20 protein-coding genes and 3 tRNA genes are annotated in these 18,580 nt (G+C 73.3%); 9 read left to right on the forward strand and 14 right to left on the reverse strand.

Translation table 11 applies throughout. The features are described from left to right. Positions 1–59 precede the first annotated feature (59 nt). The 12 genes from ACULK4_RS14265 to tilS all read right to left on the reverse strand — a co-directional run bounded on the left by ACULK4_RS14265 (position 60) and on the right by tilS (position 11,338). Positions 60–824 carry a Rossmann-like and DUF2520 domain-containing protein gene (locus ACULK4_RS14265; protein ID WP_445966233.1) on the reverse strand — a complete coding sequence of 255 codons (765 nt, stop codon included), beginning with the start codon at positions 822–824 and terminating at the stop codon, positions 60–62. Then, the gene (locus tag ACULK4_RS14270) at positions 814–2,472 is read right to left on the reverse strand and encodes a PH domain-containing protein (RefSeq protein WP_445966234.1); all 1,659 of its coding nucleotides are present in this window, start codon (positions 2,470–2,472) and stop codon (positions 814–816) included. Before ACULK4_RS14270 ends, ACULK4_RS14265 begins: the two co-directional genes overlap by 11 nt. Next, a complete protein-coding gene (locus tag ACULK4_RS14275; protein WP_445966235.1) occupies positions 2,469–3,101 on the reverse strand; it encodes a PH domain-containing protein in 633 nt (210 codons plus the stop codon). The genes ACULK4_RS14270 and ACULK4_RS14275 overlap by 4 nt, the downstream gene beginning before the upstream one ends. Then, positions 3,094–3,564: a DUF3180 domain-containing protein gene (locus ACULK4_RS14280; protein WP_445966236.1), complete on the reverse strand. Its 471-nt coding sequence runs from the start codon at positions 3,562–3,564 to the stop codon at positions 3,094–3,096. The genes ACULK4_RS14275 and ACULK4_RS14280 overlap by 8 nt, the downstream gene beginning before the upstream one ends. Then, positions 3,561–4,046, reverse strand: coding sequence for a 2-amino-4-hydroxy-6-hydroxymethyldihydropteridine diphosphokinase (gene folK / locus ACULK4_RS14285; protein WP_445966237.1), 486 nt, complete (start codon positions 4,044–4,046; stop codon positions 3,561–3,563). Before folK ends, ACULK4_RS14280 begins: the two co-directional genes overlap by 4 nt. Further along, positions 4,043–4,414 carry a dihydroneopterin aldolase gene (gene folB / locus ACULK4_RS14290; protein ID WP_445966238.1) on the reverse strand — a complete coding sequence of 124 codons (372 nt, stop codon included), beginning with the start codon at positions 4,412–4,414 and terminating at the stop codon, positions 4,043–4,045. Before folB ends, folK begins: the two co-directional genes overlap by 4 nt. Next, the gene (folP, locus tag ACULK4_RS14295) at positions 4,407–5,198 is read right to left on the reverse strand and encodes a dihydropteroate synthase (RefSeq protein WP_445966312.1); all 792 of its coding nucleotides are present in this window, start codon (positions 5,196–5,198) and stop codon (positions 4,407–4,409) included. The genes folB and folP overlap by 8 nt, the downstream gene beginning before the upstream one ends. A 10-nt stretch (positions 5,199–5,208) precedes the next feature. After that, the gene (folE, locus tag ACULK4_RS14300; RefSeq protein ID WP_445966239.1) at positions 5,209–5,805 is read right to left on the reverse strand and encodes a GTP cyclohydrolase I; all 597 of its coding nucleotides are present in this window, start codon (positions 5,803–5,805) and stop codon (positions 5,209–5,211) included. A 28-nt stretch (positions 5,806–5,833) separates the two neighbouring features. Next, positions 5,834–7,849, reverse strand: coding sequence for an ATP-dependent zinc metalloprotease FtsH (gene ftsH / locus ACULK4_RS14305; RefSeq protein ID WP_445966240.1), 2,016 nt, complete (start codon positions 7,847–7,849; stop codon positions 5,834–5,836). An 82-nt stretch (positions 7,850–7,931) separates the two neighbouring features. Next, positions 7,932–9,623 (reverse strand): MFS transporter, encoded by a 1,692-nt coding sequence (locus ACULK4_RS14310; protein WP_445966241.1) that lies wholly within the window; start codon positions 9,621–9,623, stop codon positions 7,932–7,934. Positions 9,624–9,657: 34 nt separating this feature from the next. Continuing rightward, positions 9,658–10,209 carry a hypoxanthine phosphoribosyltransferase gene (gene hpt, locus ACULK4_RS14315; protein ID WP_445966242.1) on the reverse strand — a complete coding sequence of 184 codons (552 nt, stop codon included), beginning with the start codon at positions 10,207–10,209 and terminating at the stop codon, positions 9,658–9,660. 52 nt (positions 10,210–10,261) lie between these two features. Then, the gene (gene tilS, locus ACULK4_RS14320) at positions 10,262–11,338 is read right to left on the reverse strand and encodes a tRNA lysidine(34) synthetase TilS (RefSeq protein ID WP_445966243.1); all 1,077 of its coding nucleotides are present in this window, start codon (positions 11,336–11,338) and stop codon (positions 10,262–10,264) included. Positions 11,339–11,401: 63 nt separating this feature from the next. On the opposite strand from tilS, the gene ppa reads away from it, so the two are divergent. Continuing rightward, positions 11,402–11,887, forward strand: coding sequence for an inorganic diphosphatase (ppa, locus tag ACULK4_RS14325; protein ID WP_445966244.1), 486 nt, complete (start codon positions 11,402–11,404; stop codon positions 11,885–11,887). Between the two features lie 88 nt (positions 11,888–11,975). On the opposite strand, the gene ACULK4_RS14330 is transcribed toward ppa, so the two are convergent. Beyond that, positions 11,976–13,301, reverse strand: coding sequence for a M23 family metallopeptidase (locus ACULK4_RS14330; protein ID WP_445966245.1), 1,326 nt, complete (start codon positions 13,299–13,301; stop codon positions 11,976–11,978). Between the two features lie 198 nt (positions 13,302–13,499). On the opposite strand from ACULK4_RS14330, the gene ACULK4_RS14335 reads away from it, so the two are divergent. The 8 genes from ACULK4_RS14335 (at position 13,500) to ACULK4_RS14370 (ending at position 17,451) form a co-directional block, all read left to right on the forward strand. Continuing rightward, a tRNA-Glu gene (locus tag ACULK4_RS14335) sits at positions 13,500–13,572 on the forward strand. 37 nt (positions 13,573–13,609) lie between these two features. Beyond that, positions 13,610–13,683, forward strand: a tRNA-Asp gene (locus tag ACULK4_RS14340). A gap of 87 nt (positions 13,684–13,770) precedes the next feature. Then, positions 13,771–13,843 (forward strand) — tRNA-Phe (locus ACULK4_RS14345). Between the two features lie 109 nt (positions 13,844–13,952). Beyond that, positions 13,953–14,231, forward strand: a complete 279-nt coding sequence (locus ACULK4_RS14350) for a hypothetical protein (RefSeq protein ID WP_445966246.1) — start codon at positions 13,953–13,955, stop codon at positions 14,229–14,231. A 116-nt stretch (positions 14,232–14,347) separates the two neighbouring features. Beyond that, positions 14,348–14,758 (forward strand): TOBE domain-containing protein, encoded by a 411-nt coding sequence (locus ACULK4_RS14355; RefSeq protein WP_445966247.1) that lies wholly within the window; start codon positions 14,348–14,350, stop codon positions 14,756–14,758. A gap of 2 nt (positions 14,759–14,760) precedes the next feature. After that, positions 14,761–15,597, forward strand: a complete 837-nt coding sequence (gene modA / locus ACULK4_RS14360; protein WP_445966248.1) for a molybdate ABC transporter substrate-binding protein — start codon at positions 14,761–14,763, stop codon at positions 15,595–15,597. 1 nt (position 15,598) lies between these two features. Further along, positions 15,599–16,273 (forward strand): molybdate ABC transporter permease subunit, encoded by a 675-nt coding sequence (gene modB, locus ACULK4_RS14365; RefSeq protein ID WP_445966249.1) that lies wholly within the window; start codon positions 15,599–15,601, stop codon positions 16,271–16,273. 14 nt (positions 16,274–16,287) lie between these two features. Beyond that, complete coding sequence (locus ACULK4_RS14370; protein ID WP_445966250.1) at positions 16,288–17,451, forward strand: ABC transporter ATP-binding protein; 1,164 nt, start codon at positions 16,288–16,290, stop codon at positions 17,449–17,451. On the opposite strand, the gene ACULK4_RS14375 is transcribed toward ACULK4_RS14370, so the two are convergent. After that, positions 17,385–18,344 carry an AraC family transcriptional regulator gene (locus ACULK4_RS14375; protein WP_445966251.1) on the reverse strand — a complete coding sequence of 320 codons (960 nt, stop codon included), beginning with the start codon at positions 18,342–18,344 and terminating at the stop codon, positions 17,385–17,387. The two genes, ACULK4_RS14370 and ACULK4_RS14375, sit on opposite strands and share 67 nt — an antisense overlap. Positions 18,345–18,580 lie beyond the last annotated feature (236 nt).

Below are 18,580 nucleotides of genomic sequence, written 5' to 3' on the forward strand. Positions count from 1 at the left end.
CGCGACGGCGACGGATGCCGCGGGTGCGGCCGTCGCCCGATCGTCGCCCTTGCGCTCGCTCACTCGACACCTCCGGACGGCCAGTCGTCGACGGCCCCGTCGATCGTAGCCGCACCCCCGTCGACGGTGGGACCGGGATCGTGCCGCGCGAGCGCGTTCTCGACCGAGGTGCGCACGAGCGGCGCGAGGACGGACCCGGCGCGCACCACCCCGATGCCCTCGAGCAGTCCGGCGGCCTGGTCGACGATCGCGGACGAGAACGACACCGCCGTGTCGACGGCGTCGGCGTAGGCGCCGCGATCCTCCTCGGCGACGACGAAGGGCTCGCCGCCCATCTCGACGGCGAGGGCCTGCGCTATCGGCAGCACCGGTGCGGGCGCGGTCACGGCGAACCAGGTCCCGGCGAGGCGGGTGAGGTCGATGCTCGTGCCCGTGAAGGTCATCGCCGGATGGATGGCGAGCGGGATCGCGCCCGCACGCCGCGCCGGTTCGAGCACCTCGACGCCGTGTCGCGCGACGGTGTGCACGACCAGCTGGCCCGCCCGCCATGCGCCGGCCGCGGCGAGGCCCTCGACCAGCGAGGGCAGTTCGTCGCCCGGCACCGCGAGCAGCACGAGCTCGCTGCGCTCGATGACCTCGGGGATCGGGAGGACCGGCACGTCCGGCAGCATCGCGGCGGCGCGCTCGCGGCTCGCGTCGGACACGGCGGAGATGCCGGTGAGCGCGTGGCCGGCACCGGCGAGGGCCGAGGCGAGCACGGCGCCGACGCGTCCGGCGCCGATCGTCCCGACGCCGAGGCGCCCGGCCCTGCGGTCAGCGGGCATCGGCCGCCTCCCCCCACCGGTCGCTGTGGTCGCGCAGCGCTCGCGCGACGGATTCGGCGGCGAGCGCCTCGAACGCGGCATCCGCCTCGGCCCGGTCGAGCGCCGGCACCTCGGCGGTCACGGGACCCATCACCGTGTGGATGCGGAGGGAGGCGACCCCGAGCGCGCGCCGCACTGGTCCCGCGGCGATCGCCACGGACTGCATGCGCGCGAGCGGCACGAGCACGACGCTGCGGACCAGCCAGCCACGTCGCATGAGCGCGAGCCCGCGATGGGCGGCGAGCCCGATGCGACGCCAGGAGAACGGCCTGATCCACGCCGCGCGACGCGGGGCCGGCGTGAAGCCCGTGCCGGCCCCGGTGCCCGTGAGGCCTGCGGCGAGCAGGTCGCCGAGCGACTCGTCGGCATCGGGGACGAACAGGCCGACCACGCGGCGCACGTCGTCGGCCGTGCCCACGGGCAGCACGAGCGTGCGCTGCGCGCCCTCCCCGTTGGCGGACAGGGACTGTCCGGCGACGTTGACCCGCATGCTCCACCAGCCGAAGGGACGCCACAGCAGCCACTGGGTCGCCTCGATGGCGTGCACGCGCCCGGGCGGGATCGTCTGGTTCGCGGTCGAGAGGAGCCCGGAGCCGATGCGGACGCCGTCGGACGTGCCCGCGATGGAGTACCGCAGCGACTTGGTGATGCGCGACCACAGGTAGCTCACGAGCCCGATCACGGCGGGGACGAAGGTGAACAGCACCCACGGCGCACCGCTCACGATGCCGGTGGTGATGATCGCGACGAGCACCACGAACCAGATCATCGACCCGCCGAGCAGCGCCGACGCGATCACGCGGGCCAGCGGGATGCGGACGACCGACTCGGGCGGCGCGATCGACGGGTCGAGCTCGGGTGCGAGGAACTCGTCGACCCGGCGCCCCACGAGGCCGCCGGCGCGAGCGGCGAGCGTGCCCCGCGGGGGCTCGGCGACCCCGGCGACCGGCACGCCCGAGGCGCCCTCCGTGGCGGCGGCGTCGCCTGCGACCTCGACGTCGGGTGCGGCGGCGCGGCGGGCGCCCGAGGCGAGCCGGAGGAGGTCGGCCCGCAGGCGGTCGGCCTGTGCTGAGCCGAGGTACGACAGGTCGACGTTGCCCGACTGGCCGGCGACCGACACGTCGAGCTTCGCCGTGCCGAACAGCCGGGCGAAGAGCGGGCGATTGAGGTTGATGCCCTGGATGCGGTCGAGCCTGGCGCTGCGGTGCGAGCGGAACAGGATGCCGCTGCGCACCTCCAGCGCCTCGTGCGTGACCCGGAAGGTGTGCATGCGCCACGCGAGGTGGAATCCGCCGATCACGAGGACGATGATCACCAGGAGCCCCGCGAGGGCCCATCCGATCAGCCCGTTCACGACGATGCCGCCGATCGGATCGTCGCCCCAGTCGCCGCTCCATCCGCCGGGCCGGTCGAACCGGTCGCCCGCCTCGCCCGGGGAGAACAGCAGCAGGAACACCTCGACGAGTCGCTCGCGCAGGTTGGCCAGGACGAACCCGACCACGGCGATGAACACGAGGCCGCCGCGCAGCAAGGGGCTCGCCGGGTGCAGCCGGTGCCACTCGCCGTCGGCGAGATAGCGCACCGGGGCCCGGGGGCTCGTCTCGGTCACAGCCCCGCCCGGCGCGTCTCGGCGAGGGCGACGAGCTCGTCGCGCAACCGCTCCGCCTCCTCCAGCGGCAGGCCGGGCAGCGTGACGGCGGTCGCCGCGGCGGCGGTGACGAACTTCAGGTCGGCGAGCCCGAGCGCGCGGGAGACGGGGCCGCGCGTGATGTCGACGAGCTGCATGCGGCCGTAGGGCACGGCGACCTGGCGCTGGTACATGATCCCGCGGCGGAAGACGAGGTCGTCGGCGCGGAGCCGGTACCCGATCGAGCGCACCCGGCGCGGCTCGAAGGCGATCGCGACGAGCGCGATCGCCCCGACGGCGGCTGCGGCCCACCACAGCAGGGGCAGCTCGAGCCACGTGCCGGCGACGAGCAGCGCTGCCACCGTGATGCCCGAGCCGATCAGGGATCCGACCACCTCGACCACCACGTGCTTCGGAGACACGCGCCGCCACTCGACGTCGATCTCGTGCGGGCGGGCGGGTCCGGCGTCCGCACCCGACGGCTCGACGACCGGCCAGGCGGATGCAGTGGGCTCGACGGTCGCCGGCTGCGGCTGCGGGTGCGGCTGCGGCTGCGGGTGCGGCTGCGGAACCAGCGGCTCGCGGGTCGGCGGCTCGTCGTGCTCAGGCATGTGCGGCGCCCTCCTCCTCGTCGGGTTCGTCGGGCGGGATCGTGCAGAAGTGCTCGGCGACCAGCCCCGCGGCGAGCAGCAGCGCTGCGGCGAACGCGGTCGCGACCGCCGACCACACGGTCGATGCGGCCGGCGGAACGCTGCGCGTGAGCAGGAACGCGACCACGCCGATGCCCGCGCCGAGCACGAGCGCACCGGTCACGCTCGTCGCCTTCGCGAGCACCGCCGTGCGAGCCGCCCGGAAGGGGTCGATGCGCCGCTTCGCGGTGCCGCGGACGGCCTGCCGTACGGGCCACGCGAAGGCGAGCACGAGCGCGGCCACGCCGGCGAGCGTGATCGCGAGCGAGACGGGCGGGACGAGGGCCTGGGCGCCGCTGCTGACGAGGGCGAGCTCGCCGAGGTAGCCCACCGCGAGGCCGACGAACCCGAAGGCGACGAGCGTCGAGGCGTGCGTGCGCTTCATCGCCGCACCACCTCGTCGGTGGCGGCGGCCCGCAGGTCGGCGACGCGCCCGCGCCCGGCGAGCTCGGCGTCGGGCTCGACGTCGAGCCACGGCTGCAGCACGAACGCGCGCTGCCAGGCGCGGGGATGGGGCAGTTCGAGCCGCTCGTCGACCAGCTGCACGCCGTCGACGTCGATGAGGTCGAGGTCGAGGGTACGATCGCCCCACCGCTCGTCGCGCGTGCGGCCGTGGGCGTGCTCGACGCGGTGCAGCAGCTCGAGCAGGGCATGCGGGTCGAGGTCGGTCTCGACGACCAGGACGCCGTTGAGGTAGCGGGGTGCCCGGCGATCGACGCCGTCGAGCTTCACGGCGGGGGTCTCGTACACGGGCGAGACCGCCACGAGCCGTATGCCCGGGCTGTCGGCGAGTTCGCGCGTGGCAGCGGCGATCGTCGCCTCGCGATCGCCGAGGTTCGCGCCGAACGCGATGACGGCCCGGCTCACGCCCGGCTCCGCACGAGGGTGACGGCCACGTCGTCGAAGGGCACCTCGATGGGGGCCTGCGGCTTGTGCACCGTGACCGTCGCCTCCTCCACGCCGTCGAACCCGAGGGCGACCGCGGCGACGCGCTCGGCGACCGTCTCGATCAGGTCGACGGGGTCGCGCTCGACCGCGCGAGCGACGGCGACGGCGAGCTCGCCGTAGTGCACGGTGCGGGCGAGGTCGTCGCCGGACGCCGCGGCGGCGAGGTCGACGGCGACGGACACGTCGATCACGAACTCCTGCCCCTGCTCGCGCTCGAAGTCGTGCACGCCGTGGTGGGCGCGCACGCGGATTCCGGTGACGGCGATCCGGTCGCGGGAGTCAGGCACGTCGTCCACTCTGCCATGCACGGGCGACGTCGAGCGCGATGCGCGTCGAGCCCACGTCGTGCACGCGGACGCCCCAGGCGCCGGCCTGCGCGGACAGCGCGCTCACGACCGCCGTGGGCAGGTCGCGGTCCTCCACGGGTGCGGCCTCGCGGAGCAGCGCCCCGAGGAACCGCTTGCGCGACGCCCCGACGAGGATCGGGAGGCCGAGCCCCGCGAGCACGTCGAGCCGGCCGAGCAGTTCCCAGTTCTGGTCGCCGCGCTTGGCGAAACCGAGGCCGGGATCGAGGATGAGCCGGTCGCGCGCGACGCCCGCCGCGACGAGCGCCTCGACCCGGTCGGCGAGCTCGTCGCGCACCTCGACCGCGACATCGGTGTACCGGGCGAGTTCGTCCATCCGGTCGGAGTGGCCGCGCCAGTGCATCGCGACGTAGTGCGCGCCGGTCTCGGCCGCGATGCGGGCCATCGCCTCGTCGGCGAGCCCGGCGGACACGTCGTTGATGATCTCGGCGCCGGCCTCCACTGCGGCGGCGGCGGTGGCCGCGCGCATGGTGTCGACGCTCACGCGGAGCCCCCGTGCGGCGAGTTCCCGGATCACCGGGACGACCCGCCGAAGCTCCTCGTCGGGTTCGACCCGTGCGGCGCCGGGCCGCGTGGACTCGCCGCCGACGTCGAGGATGTCGGCGCCGGACTCGGCGAGCTCGAGGGCGTGCGAGATCGCCGCGTCGGCGTCGAACCATCGCCCGCCGTCGCTGAACGAGTCGGGGGTGACGTTGACGACCCCCATGATGAGCGTGTCAGCCACCGCGGACCGATCCGATGAGGGCCATGATCTCGGCGCGCTCCACGGGATCGGCGAGCGCGCCGCGGCTCGCGATCGTCACGGTGGAGCTGTGCTCCTGCCGGGCTCCCCGCGCGGTCACGCACCCGTGCTCGGCCTCGAGCACCACGAGCACGCCGCGCGGCCGGAGGCCGGCGTCGAGGGCGTCGGCGATCTGCTCCGTGAGCCGCTCCTGCACCTGGGGCCGGCTCGCGATCGTGTCGACGACGGCGGGGATGCGGCCGAGCCCGACGATCTTCTCACCGGGGAGGTAGGCGACGTGCGCGGTCCCGGTGAACGGCAGCAGGTGGTGCTCGCACATCGACCGGAAGGCCAGGTCGCGGAGCACCACGGCGTCGGAATCGGCCGGCTCGCCGGCATCCGTCGACCCGGTCGGCACGGAGTCGACCAGGTGCTCCTGCGGATCGGCGCCGACGCCCCTGAAGAACTCGGCGTAGGCCTCGGCGACCCGGCGAGGGGTGCGCTCGAGTCCGGGCCGCTCGGGGTCCTCGCCGATCGCGAGGAGCAGCTCGCGAACGGCACGCTCGACGCGGGCCGTGTCGACGCCGGTCATGGCACCCTCCTCAACGCGCCCGCGGCGACTAGGCCGTCGCGGGACGCGGCTTCGTGCTCGGCGTGCGCGACGCCTTCGCCTCTTCGACCGCCGCGCCCGAATCGACGCCGCCGTCGACGGCGCCCTGGTCGATCGGCGCCTTCTGGTGCGGGAAGCGGATCGGCGGTCGGTCGGACACGGGACGCTTGTCGCTCGACAGCCAGAGCGGTCGCTGCGGGAGCTTCCTCACGTCCTTGAAGATCTCGGCGATCTGGTTGTGGTCGAGCGTCTCGTGCTCGAGCAGCTCCTCGGCGAGCCGGTCGAGGATGTCGCGGTTGTCGTTGAGCACCTGCCACGCCTCGTCGTGCGCCTGCTCGATGAGGGTCCGCACCTCGACGTCGACGCGCTCGGCGATCTCCTCCGAGTAGTCGCGCTGGTGCCCCATGTCACGGCCGAGGAAGACCTCGCCCTGCGACTGGCCGAGCTTCACAGCGCCGACCGTGGCGCTCATGCCGTACTCGGTGACCATCTTGCGCGCGGTCGCCGTGGCCTTCTCGATGTCGTTGGAGGCGCCCGTCGACGGGTCGTGGAACACGATCTCCTCGGCGACGCGTCCGCCCATCGCGTAGGTGAGCTGGTCGAGCAGCTCGTTGCGCGTGACCGAGTACTTGTCCTCCAGCGGCAGCACCATCGTGTAGCCGAGTGCGCGCCCGCGCGGCAGGATCGTGATCTTGGTCACGGGGTCGGTGTAGTTCATCGCCGCCGCCGCGAGCGCGTGACCGCCCTCGTGGTACGCGGTGATGAGCTTCTCCTTGTCCTTCATCACGCGCGAGCGTCGCTGCGGGCCGGCGATCACGCGGTCGACGGCCTCGTCGAGCGCCCGGTCGTCGATGAGCTGCGCGTTCGAGCGCGCGGTGAGCAGGGCGGCCTCGTTGAGCACGTTCGCGAGGTCGGCGCCGGTGAACCCGGGGGTCTTGCGCGCGAGGACCTCGAGGTCGACGCCGTTCGCGAGCGGCTTGCCCTTCGCATGCACCTCGAGGATCTTCTGGCGGCCCTTCAGGTCGGGCGCGTCGACGCCGATCTGCCGGTCGAACCGACCGGGGCGCAGCAGCGCCGGGTCGAGGATGTCGGGGCGGTTGGTCGCCGCGATGAGGATGACGTTGGTCTTCGGGTCGAAGCCGTCCATCTCGACGAGCAGCTGGTTCAGCGTCTGCTCGCGCTCGTCGTGCCCGCCGCCGAGGCCCGCGCCGCGGTGACGGCCGACCGCGTCGATCTCGTCGACGAAGATGATGGCCGGCGCGTTCTGCTTGGCCTGGTCGAAGAGGTCGCGCACGCGGCTCGCGCCGACGCCGACGAACATCTCGACGAAGTCGGAGCCGGAGATCGAGTAGAACGGCACGCCCGCCTCGCCCGCGACGGCTCGTGCGAGCAGCGTCTTGCCGGTGCCGGGCGGGCCGTACAGCAGCACGCCCTTCGGGATGCGCGCGCCGACCGCCTGGAACTTCGCGGGGTCCTTCAGGAAGTCCTTGATCTCGTGGAGCTCCTCGATGGCCTCGTCGGCGCCCGCGACGTCGTCGAACGTGACCTTCGGGCTCTCCTTCGAGACGAGCTTGGCCTTCGACTTGCCGAACTGCATGACGCGGTTCCCGCCGCCCTGCATGCCCGACAGGATGATCCAGAAGAAGAGGCCGATGAGGACGAGCGGCAGCAGGATGCCGAGCATCGACAGGAACCAGCTCGGCTGCGGGACCTCGTCGTCGAACCCGTTCTCGGGGTCGGCGCGGTCGACGGCCGCAAGGATGTCCTCGCCTCGCGGCGTGACGTAGTAGAACTGCACCTGCGTGCCGAGGTCCTCCTCGGCCTCGGCCAGGGTGAGGTCGACGCGGTTCTCGCCGTCGACGATCTTCACCTCCTGGACCTTGCCCTCCTCGAGGAGTTCGAGGCCCTGCTGGGTCGACACCTCGCGGAATCCCGACTGGGTGATGAGGCTCGACCCGATCCAGACCGCCACGATGGCCAGCAGGATGTAGATGACCGGCCCGCGCAGGATCTTCTTCATGTTCATGGTGGTGACAGGCTACCCGTTGCCCGCTGGAGGTCGTCTCCCTGTTCGCTGAAAGCGCGCAGCGCTCCGGTCGACCCCGGGCTCAGGCGCGGGTCGGAGGATCCCCGGACGGCTCGTCCGGCTCGTACTGGGCGAGGATGCCGTCGACGGTCGCCGAGGCCTGCAGTGCGCTCGGCGTGTACCCGAGGACGACGGGGAGGAATCGGTCCGACGACAGGGCCTGCAGCCGGAGGTCGCTCCGGGCGACCACGGTGGCCATCCGCCCCGTGGGACGGAGCAGCGCGATCTCGCCGAAGCCCTCCCCCGCGCCGAGGGAGGCGACGAGGCGCCCGTCGTGGACCACGTCGACCTCGCCGGACTCGATCACGTAGTACCGGTCGCCCGGATCGCCCTGGGCGAAGACGGTCGCCCCCGACGGGACGGCGACCGGCTGGAGGCCACGCGCGAGCTGTTCGATGGAGGGCAGCGGCAGCGTGCACAGCATGTCGACCCGGCGCAGCAACCCGATGTCGAGGTCGAGGACCGCCACGGACCGGTCGAGCCTCCGCAGCCGCCACCACGAGGCCGCCGCGAGCACGGGGCACAGGAGGCCGATCGCGATGAGCGCGGCCTGGATGCCGAGCCACCCGATCAGGGCCGAGGCGACGACCCCGCCGATCCCGACGAACACCGCGACCATGCTCTCGAGCACGCCGAAGACGCGTGCCAGCACCTCGTCGGGGGCGAGCCGGCCGATCAGCGTGAACCCGGCGACGTCGATCAGCGCGTTGCCGACGCCGACGAACGAGAGCAGCACCAGGGCGACCGCCTGCTGGGGGAAGACGCCCACGAGCGCGATCGGCAGGCCCCAGAGCCCCACTCCGACGGCGAACCACGCGCCGAGCCGCCCGGTGCCGACGAGGAGCGAGGCACCCAGGGAGCCGAGCACCGCGCCGCCCCCGACCGCGGTCATGAGCGCACCGACGCCCGGCTCGCCGGTGCCCAGGAGCTCGATCGCGACGACCACGGAGAGCACGGTGAGCGCGCCGCGCGTGAGCGCCTGCGCCGCCGCGAGCCCGAGGATGAGGACGAGGTCCCGGTCCTTCGCGACCGCCCGGACGCCCTCGACGGCCTCGCCGAGGATGTCGGGTCGGCTCGGCGCCGACGGGCGCGGCGGCGCCTCGTAGCGCAGCCGGACCAGCAGGGCGGCTGCCGCGAACGACGCGGCCGCTGCGACGGCGAACACGACGTCCACGCCGGTGAACTGGAGGAGCACGGCGGCCAGCAGCGGGCCCGCGACCGTCGCCGCAGAGTCGAGCAGCCCACGCACCATGTTGGCGCTGGCGAGCTCGTAGCCGGTGCGGCAGAGCGACGGCAGCAGCGCCGAGTGCGCCGGGCGGTACAGCGTGGCCGCGATGGTCGACACGACGGCGAGCACGTAGACGGCGGCCGTCGGACCCGACACCGCGACCACGACGGCCGCCCCCGCGGTCGCGGTCCCCCGCACGACGGACACCAGGATGAGGACCCGCTCCCTGCGTCCGCGGTCGGCGATGGGAGACAGCAGCGGGGCGAGGATCGCCGACGGGAGCATGCGGAGCAGTCCCACGAGTCCGACGGCTGCGGCGCCGCCGTCACGGTAGGCGACGATCCCCAGCGCCACGGTGAACGCCCACTCCGCGGTCCATGCGCCCAGGAAGCTGAGCTGGGCGCGGCGCAGGTCGGCGTTCCGCCAGTTGGTCGCGAAGGCGTCACCCGCGTCCCGCAGCCTGGTCCGGCGCCCGCGCTGACCCATGCGACGGCTCCCTCCGGACGGCCCCGCGGCCGGCCTAGCTGTACACGTGCGGCGCCAGGATCGCCACGTCGCGCAGGTTGCGGTACCGCTCGGCGAAGTCGAGCCCGTAGCCGACGACGAACTGGTTGGGGATGTCGAAGCCGAGGTACTTCACGTCGACCTCGACCTTGGCGGCATCCGGCTTGCGCAGCAGCGCGCAGATCTCGATCGACGCGGCGCCGCGCGAGCGCAGGTTGCCGAGCAGCCAGCTCAGGGTCAGGCCCGAATCGATGATGTCCTCGACGATGAGCACGTCGCGACCCGACAGGTCGCTGTCGAGGTCCTTCAGGATCTTCACGACGCCCGACGACTGTGTTCCGGCGCCGTACGACGACACCGCCATCCAGTCCATCGTGACGTGCGACCGCAGCTCGCGTGCCAGGTCGGCCATGACCATGACGGCGCCCTTGAGCACGCCGACCAGCAGGAGGTCGCGCCCCTCGTAGTCGGCCTCGATACGACGGGAGAGCTCGGCCAGCTTGTCGCGGATCTGCTGCTCGGTGACGAGCACCTCGGTCAGGTCGGCCTCGATCTCGCGCGAATCCATCCCGGGCTCCTCCTGTGGCGTGTGGGCGAAACGGATGCCACGAGCCTAGCCCTCAGCGAGAGGTGAACTCGATGCGCCCGCCCACCCGGGTCGCGCGGCATCCGGGGAGGTCGATGGGACCCTGCCCGTGCCAGTCGGTGACGAGCCGCGCGACCTCGAGGGTCTGGCGCCGGGTGAGCGCGACGCCGAACTCGCTCGCGACGACGTGGCGGACGATGCGCTGGCGGAGGGCGGCGGGGTTGGCGGCGAGCACGCCGACGCTGACCGCGATGCCCGCCTCGGCGGGTTCGCAGATCTCCTCTATGAACTCGTCGATCTGCTCGGCGAATGCCTGCTCGTCCTCGCGCAGCTGCTCGGCGGTGCGCGCGAGCGCCTCCGCCACGCCGGGCCCGAGCTCCGCCTCGAGCACGGGCAGCACCCGTTCGCGCACCCGCACGCGCGCGTAGCCGTGGTCGGCGTTGTGCGGGTCGCTCCAGGCGACGAGGCCCGCGTCGGCGCAGGCCTGCCGCGTGGTCGCACGGCGGATCGCGAGCAACGGGCGCGCGTACCGGCCGGAGCGCGGCGCCATGCCGGCGAGGCTCGCGGCGCCGGAACCGCGGGCGAGGCCGAGCAGCACGGTCTCGGCCTGGTCGTCGAGCGTGTGCCCGAGCAGCACGAGCTCCGCTCCGGTGTCGTCGGCGGCCTCGTCGAGGGCCGCGTAGCGGGCGGCGCGCGCGGCGCCCTCCGGGCCGGGACCGCCCGGCGAGGCGAGCGCATCGACGCGTCGCACGAGCACCGGGTCGAGCCCGAGGCTCCGGGCGACGGAGGCCGCGGCATCCGCCTGCTCGGCGGAACCCGCCTGCAGGCCGTGGTCGACCACGACGGCTCCGGCCCGCCAGCCTGCCCTGGGCGCCTCGAACGCGGCGGCCGCCGCGAGGGCGAGCGAGTCGGGCCCGCCCGAGAGCGCCACGAGCAGCAACGGGCCGGTCTGCGGATCGAGGAGCGCGGAGCGCGTCTCGAGATCCTCGCCGCCGGGTCTCGAGACGGCTCCGGGGGCTCCTCCTCGACCCGCAGGCGCCAGCACCCCGCGCACCGCGCGTCGCACGTCGGCGATCGGCGGAGTCAGGCGTGGTCGGCGCTCGGAGGCCATCACGTAACCTTATTCCGGCCATCCGGGCGCGGGCCGCGCCATCCGCCACACGAGGAGAACAGCATGGGCGAGTACGCCGCCGTCATCGAGATCCCCAAGGGGAGCCGCAACAAGTACGAGGTCGACCACGAGACGGGCCGGGTGTTCCTCGACCGCGTGCTCTACACGAACTTCGTCTATCCGACCGACTACGGCTTCTTCGAGGACACCCTGGGCGACGACGGCGACCCGCTCGACGTGCTCGTGCTCACCCAGTACCCGCTGTTCCCCGGCGTCGGCCTGAAGGTGCGCCCGGTCGGCGTGTTCCACATGACCGACGACGGCGGCGGCGACGCGAAGGTCATCTCGGTGCCGGCGGGCGACCCGCGCTGGAACCACATCCAGGACGTCGACGACATCCCCGAGTACACGCGCAAGGAGATCGAGCACTTCTTCGAGCACTACAAGGACCTCGAGCCCGGCAAGTGGGTCAAGACCGAGGGGTGGGCGAACGCGGCCGAGGCCGAGTCGCTCATCGCCAAGGCGTTCGAGGCGTACCCGGGCCATTGAGCCATGAGCGGATGCCGCGGCATGCGCTGCACGGACGAGGGGGCGAGCCGACCGGCTCGCCCCCTCGCGTCGTCTTCGCGGCCGCGCGTCAGCCGAGGTACACGCCGCGCGCGGACATGAACGGCACGGGGTTGATGCGGCTCCAGCCGTTGTACACCTCGAAGTGGAGGTGGCAGCCGGTCGAGGCGCCCGTCGTGCCGCTCGACGCGATCACCTGACCGGACGAGACCCGCTGGCCGTACCCGACGAACAGGCCGCCGTACCGGATGTGCGCGTAGCCGGTGAAGACGCCGCCGCCGTGGTCGATCTTGATGAAGTTGCCGTAGCTGCCCGAATAGCCGGAGAACACGACCCGGCCGCTCGCGGCGGCGTAGATGGGAGCCGAGCAGCCCGTGGCGATGTCGGTGGCGTAGTGGAACGGGTTGGTGCAGTAGCCGCCGCTGCAGATGACCTGCCGCGGCCCGTACACGCCGGAGATGTAGCCGTACGCGGGCTTCGACCAGCCGGACGACGAGCCACCGCCGCCGCCTCCACCACCGCCGGCCGCTGCTGCGGCGGCCGCGGCGGCCGCCTCGCGCTTGCGGCGCTCCTCCTCGGCCTTGCGCCGGCGCTCCTCCTCCTCCTTGCGCTTGCGCTCACCCTCCTCGTACGCGGCCGTGGTCTTCGCCTCGGCGTCGCGGAGGAACTTCAGCTGCTGGTCGAGCTCGATCTTCTTCGACTCGGACTCCGCGAGGGCGGCCTCCGCGGCCGCCTGCGCGGCCTGGGCGGCGGCGAGCGCCTGCTCGGCGACGATGCGCAACTCCTCGCGCTTCTCGCGCGCGACCTCGGCCTGGTCGGCGAGCGACTGGGCCGTGTTGCCCGCCTCCTTCGCCTGCGCGTAGATGTCGCCGGTGCGCTCGACGAGCTTCTCCATGGAGCCGAGGCGGGAGAGCAGCTCGTCGGTGCGCCGCGCGTCCCCGGCGTCGATGAGCAGGTTGACTCCGAGGTCGGTGCTGCCGGTCCGGTAGAGCTGGGCGGCGACCTGGCCTGCGCTCCGCTCGGCGGCGGCGGCCTCCTCCGCGGCGGCGTCGGCCTGCGCCTGGATCTCATCGGCGCGGCGCACGGCGTCGTCGTACTCCTGCTGCGCGACGAACAGCTCCTCGGTGCGCAGTTCCGCCTCTGCCCGGGCGACCTCGACGTTCTGCTCGAGCTGGGCGATGAGCGCGATGATCTGGTCGACGGCCTGGGCCGCGGCGCGCGTGTCGGCCTTGGCCTTCTGCACCTCCGGCCAGGTGGGGTAGTCGGCGGCGGTCGCGGTGACCGGGTCGGCGACGACGCCCCCGGTCGCGGCGAATACGAGCGCGATGGCCGCGGCGAGGGCGCGCAGCCTCGACCCGGCGCGGCCGGGTGCTCGGCGCTCTGCGTCTCGCGACATGATCCCCCATCTGCGCGACCCGCGAGGGTGCCGCGCTCGTGCGTCCGTGCGGGCAGTGGCCATGTCACCGTAGGCTCGGTCCCGGCCGGATCCGGGGATTTCGCGCCCGCGTGGCGCAGGTCTGCAGGCTCGTTTTGGAATCTGGCCGCCGAATGCGTATGCTTTCTTCTCGGCGGTCATGCCCCGGCATGACACTCCGGCCCCATCGTTTAGCGGCCTAGGACACCGCCCTTTCACGGCGGCAGCACGGGTTCGAATCCCGTTGGGGTCACCCGCGATGGGTTTACAATTGAACAGCTTCTTTACGAGGCCCTGTGGCGCAGTTGGTTAGCGTGCCGCCCTGTCACGGCGGAGGTCGCGGGTTCAAGTCCCGTCAGGGTCGCTCAGGCGACAAGCCCTTTCCCTTTCGAGAGAAGGGGCTTTCTCCTTATCGAGGCAACCGTTCCGATTCGTCGGGCGGATGTCGCGAGGCTCTGTAGCTCAGTTGGTAGAGCGTTCGACTGAAAATCGAAAGGTCACCGGATCGATGCCGGTCGGAGCCACATCGAGACCCCCGGTTCGCCGGGGGTCTTCCTGTTTCTGCGGCGGATCCCGGTCGGCCGGTCAGGTCAAGGGGTTCCAGCGCACGCCGACGAGGCGTACAAGTGGACCATGGAGACGGACGTCAACCACCCCGTCCGAGGTCGGCGCATCCACCTGGTCCGCTGGGTGCGGTCGGACGGCGGCTGGACGAGCGAGGTGCGGCAGGGCCGCTACCTCGACGATGATGTCGAGGCGTGGGTCCTCGATGTGGACGACGTCGAGGTGAGGCTGCCGCGCGACGAGTGGCAGCGCTTCGTCCCGGACCATGAGCCGCAGTTGCGCCCGCGCGGCGACGGTCGTGCGATCGTGACGGTGCGCGTCACGTCGAGGCCCGTCTTCGACGAGTGACCGGCCGGCGGGACGACGCCACTGGCGCAGGCTCCCGGTAGGCGGCGGGCCACGATTGCGCATCTGCGGCGGTCGACCCGCACAAGTGCCGCGCGCACGGTGTAGATTGGGGAATCGTGACGCAGTTGCGGATTCCCGAGGTCGCCCGCCTGCTCGGCGTGAGCGACGACACGGTGCGCCGATGGATCGACCAGGGCCGGCTTCCCGCACGGCGGGAGGCGGGCGCGCGCCTGCACGTCGAGGGAGCGGATGTCGCCGCGTTCCTCGTGACTCGACGGCGCGACCCCGACGGCGCCGACGGCGTCCAGAGCTCGGCCCGCAACCGCCTCGAGGGCATCGTGACCGACGTGCAGCGCGAGGGCCTTGTCGCGGTCGTCGAGGTCCAGGCCGGCCCCTTCCGCGTGGTCTCGATGATGACCCGCGAGGCGGCGGACGACCTCGCCCTCGAACCGGGGGTGCTGGCCACGGCGGTCGTCAAGGCGACCAACGTGATCGTCGAGCGCTCGCCGGCCCGCGAGGCGGACTGAGCATGCGCGCCGTCCGGCTCGGCGGGCTCGCCGTGGCGGCCGCGATCGCGCTGAGCGGCTGCGCGTCCCCCGCGGACGGAGCCGACCCGGGCGAGGCACCGGAACGCGTCGTCCGCATCGCCGCGGCGGCGGACCTCAAGTTCGCCCTCGAGGAGATCGTCGACCTGGTCGCGACATCCCACCCGGAGATCGCGGTGACGACCAGCTACGGCTCCTCTGGGACGTTCCTCACGCAGATCGCCAACGGAGCGCCGTTCGACCTGTTCCTCTCCGCCGACCTCGAGTATCCGCGGCGGCTGGTCGACGCGGGCCTCGCCGCCGAGCGGGACCTGTTCCCGTACGCCGTGGGCCGCCTGGTGCTCTGGGCGGGCGACGACTCCGCGTTCGACCCGGCCGGCGGACTCGTCGCGCTCGCCTCCCCCGCGGTGCGGCACGTCGCCATCGCGAATCCGGAGCACGCGCCGTACGGCGTCGCCGCCGTCGAGGCGCTCCGCAGCGCGGGCGTCCACGACGCCGTCCGGTCCAGGCTCGTGTTCGGCGAGAACGTCGCCCAGGCGGCCGAGTTCGTGCAGTCGGGCAACGCCGATGCCGGCCTCGTCGCGCTCTCTCTCGTCCGTTCCGATCCGCTGCGCGACGTCGGGAGCTGGGTCGAGCTCCCGCTCGACGCGTACCCGCGCCTCGACCAGGGCGGCGTCATCCTCGGGTCCGCCCGTGATCCCGAGGCGGCGCGGACGGTCCGCGACGCGATGCTCGGCCCGGACGGCACGCGGATCCTCGCCCGGTACGGCTTCTCCCTCCCCGATGGCGAGCCGGACGATGACGGGTCGGACGAGGGCTGAGATGGACTGGGAGGCCGTCGGCGTCAGCGCACGACTCGCGTTCGCGACCACCGCGATCCTGATGGTGATCGCGGTGCCGCTGGCGGCGTGGCTCGCGTTCACCCGGCGGCGCTGGGCGGTCGTGGTCGAGGCGGTCGTGGCGCTCCCGCTCGTCCTGCCGCCGACCGTGCTCGGCTACTACGTCCTCGTCGCGCTCGGCACAGGGTCGGCGTTCGGCCGCTGGTGGCTGGAGACGACCGGCACGACGCTGGCGTTCTCGTTCGGCGGGCTGCTCGTGGCATCCGTGCTCTACAGCCTGCCCTTCGCCGTGCAGCCGATGCTCGCCGCGTTCGCCGGCATCGATCGCCGCCTGCTCGAGGCGTCGGCGGTGCTCGGCCGCCATCGCGTCGACACGCTGCTCCGCGTCGTGCTGCCGCTCTCGCGCGCGGGCCTGGCGACGGCCGCGGTGCTGACGTTCGCCCACACCGTGGGCGAGTTCGGCGTCGTGCTCATGGTCGGCGGCAACATCCCCGGTGAGACGCGCACGGTGTCGGTCGCGGTGTACGACGCCGTGCAGGCATTCGACTACGAGACCGCGGGCCTCACGAGCCTCGTGCTGCTCGGCTTCTCGCTCGTGGTGCTCACCCTGACCTACGCGATCCAGCGCCACGGCTCCGGGCTCCTGGTGCGGCGATGAACGCGGGTGGGCGGATGCCGCGCGAGGGCGGCGTCCTCCACGCGGATCTCCTCCTCCGGCGCGTCCGCTTCGCGTTCGAGCTCGGCCCGGACGACGCGGGCGTGACCGTCCTGTTCGGACCGTCGGGCGCGGGCAAGACCACGGTCGTCCGCGCGCTCGCCGGCCTCGAGCGCATCGAGTCCGGGGAGATCCGTGCGGGCGGCGAGCTCTGGGACGACGGCGGCCGCGGCTTCCTCCCCGCACGACGGCGCCGGGTCGGCTACCTCTTCCAGGACCAGGCGCTCTTCCCGCACCTCGACGTCGCGGCCAACGTCGCGTACGGGCTGCGCGGGATGCCGCGGGCCGAGCGGGCGCGGCGCGTCGCCGAGGCCCTCGGGGCCTGCGCGGTCGCGGGGTACGAGCGTCGCGCGGTGCGGGAGCTCTCCGGGGGCGAGGCGCAGCGCGTGGCCCTCGCCCGCGCCCTCGCGCCCAGGCCGCGGCTGCTGCTGCTCGACGAGCCGTTCACCGGCCTCGACGACCCGACGCGGCTGCGGCTCCGTTCGGAACTGCACGGGCTCGTGCGGGGGACGGGCGTTCCGGCGATCGTCGTCACCCACGACCGCGACGAGGCGATCGCGCTCGGCGACCGGCTGGTCGTGCTCATCGACGGCCGCATCCACCAGGTCGGCGATCCCGCCGACGTGTTCGACCGGCCGGCCGACACTCGCGTCGCCGAGGCGGTCGGGATGGACGCGATCGCCGCGGGCCGGCTGGCCGAGCGCGAACCGGGAGTCGTGCAGGTCGGGGCGACCCGGCTGACCTCCGCCGCCCCGGCGACAGGACTGCCCCGGGACGTTGCCGTCTGCCTTCGCGCGGGCGACCTCGGCCTCGTCGAGTCGGGCGTGCGCCCCGCGGATCCCGACACCAACATCGTCCCGGCGCGCGTCGTCGCCGTCGAGGAGGGAGCCGAGCTGCTCCGTGTCCGGCTCGATGCGAGCTTCCCGCTCGTCTGCGTCCTCACCCGCCACGACGCCTCGCACCTGCCGCTCGCACCGGGCAGCGCACTCGACGCGGTCATCCCGGCTGCGGCCGTGCACCTCACCCCGCTCGCCGAGGCCGGCATGGCCGGTGGTCAGGCGATCGAGCGCCGACGACGATTCCGGGTCGCCGACGGCAGCTCGCCGAACGCGCGCGCGTAGGCTTCGGCGAACCGCGGCAGGTGGACGAACCCCCAGCGGCGCGCGATCGCGGCGATCGAGTCCCCGGGCTCGGCGAACCGGAGCTCGTCGCGCACCGCCTCGAGCCGGACGGCGCGCAGGTGCGCGGACGGCGACCGGCCGGTCTCCGCGACGAACGCGGCGTGAAGGCCGCGCGGCGAGATGTGGACGGCCTCCGCGACGTGCTGCACCGTGATCGGCGTGGCCGCATTGGCGTGCAGGTACTCGAGCGCCGCGCGGACGACGGAGGACCGCGCACCGACGGCGACGTGCCGGCCGTCGGGCCGCTCCCACGCGGGGTGGAAGACGTTGAGGTAGGTGATGGCGAGCCGGTGGAACGCGGCCTCGGCGACGAGTGGCTCGTCGAACGCCTCGGGTGCGACGGCGATCGCCTTCGTCACCCGGCCGACGACGTCGTCCCAGTGGTCCCCGAGCGCCCTGGTACGTGCCGCGAGCTCGACCGGTTCGAGGAGGCGGCCGGATTCCTCCGAGGCCAGGCGGGCCACCTCCTGTAACCGGATCCGGTCGAGCATCACCGTGCGCGCGGCGAACGCGTCCCAGGTCGCCGTCACGCCCTCGGTCACGTTGACGTACGGCCGCGAGGTGTCGATCGCCCTGCCTCCGTGGCGAACCTCGAGCCCGCGCCCTCGTGCGTTGACCACGAGCACGTCGTCGGCGCCCGCGTCCACCGCGGTCGGCGCGGCGAAGGAGTAGTTGAAGAGGGAGAAGCCCGCCGCCGACTCCGAACGGATCCGCATGCGGAAGGCGTCCGGGTCGACGCGCCCGAACTGCAGGCGGGGTACGAGCGGGGTGAAGGCCTCTCGCGCCGCCTCGGGATCGGCGGTCGCGAACGAGGACCGGTCGAGTCCGGGCACGTGCTGTTCCTATCGTCGGCGCGCCCTCCGCGCCGAATCCGGAAATCATACGTGTCGGAGGCTGAATATCCGCCTTCGGCACGATTCCCGGCCGACACGTGTCCCGCGCCGCCGACCGGCGTACCTTGGATGTTGCGGCCGGGTCCGCGCCGGACGGGGGAACACCGGCGCCGACCCGCCCCGCACTCCTCGCTCCGCCGCGCGGTCCCGCACGCGCGCTGCCGGTCCCGCGATGC

It is taken from the genome of Agromyces selenitireducens, from assembly GCF_052748465.2.